At 49.8% G+C, this 566-nt stretch carries 1 rRNA gene; it reads left to right on the top strand.

Features of this window, described 5'->3' with window-relative positions:
• Positions 1-25 precede the first annotated feature (25 nt).
• A 23S ribosomal RNA gene (locus L5M17_RS23060) occupies positions 26-566 on the top strand; the annotation flags it as partial.

Here is a 566-nt window from a genome sequence, read left to right as displayed (position 1 = left end):
TGAGTGAAACTCATTTGGGTTGTATGGTTAAGCGACTAAGCGTATACGGTGGATGCCTTGGCAGTCAGAGGCGATGAAGGACGTAGTAACTTGCGAAAAGCGTTGGCGAGCTAGTAACAAGCATTTGAGCTAACGATGTCCGAATGGGGGAACCCAGCAGCATAAGCTGTTATCGCAACATGAATACATAGTGTTGCGAGGCGAACCCGGGGAACTGAAACATCTAAGTACCCGGAGGAAAAGAAATCAACCGAGATTCCCCTAGTAGCGGCGAGCGAACGGGGATTAGCCCTTAAGTCAGTGGGGTGTTAGTGGAATGTGTTGGAAAGCACAGCGGCACAGGGTGATAGCCCCGTACATGAAAACTAACCATTGATGAAAACGAGTAAGGCGGGACACGTGACATCCTGTTTGAATATGGGGGGACCATCCTCCAAGGCTAAATACTCCTGACTGACCGATAGTGAACCAGTACCGTGAGGGAAAGGCGAAAAGAACCCCTGTGAGGGGAGTGAAATAGAACCTGAAACCGTATACGTACAAGCAGTGGGAGCGGTTCTTGAGAC

Source organism: Shewanella sp. SW24 (assembly GCF_025653395.1).
GTDB classification, from domain to species: Bacteria; Pseudomonadota; Gammaproteobacteria; order Enterobacterales; family Shewanellaceae; genus Shewanella; species Shewanella oncorhynchi.
The sequence above is the reverse complement of the archived record's forward strand: the minus strand, read 5'-3'. Positions and strand labels throughout refer to the sequence as shown.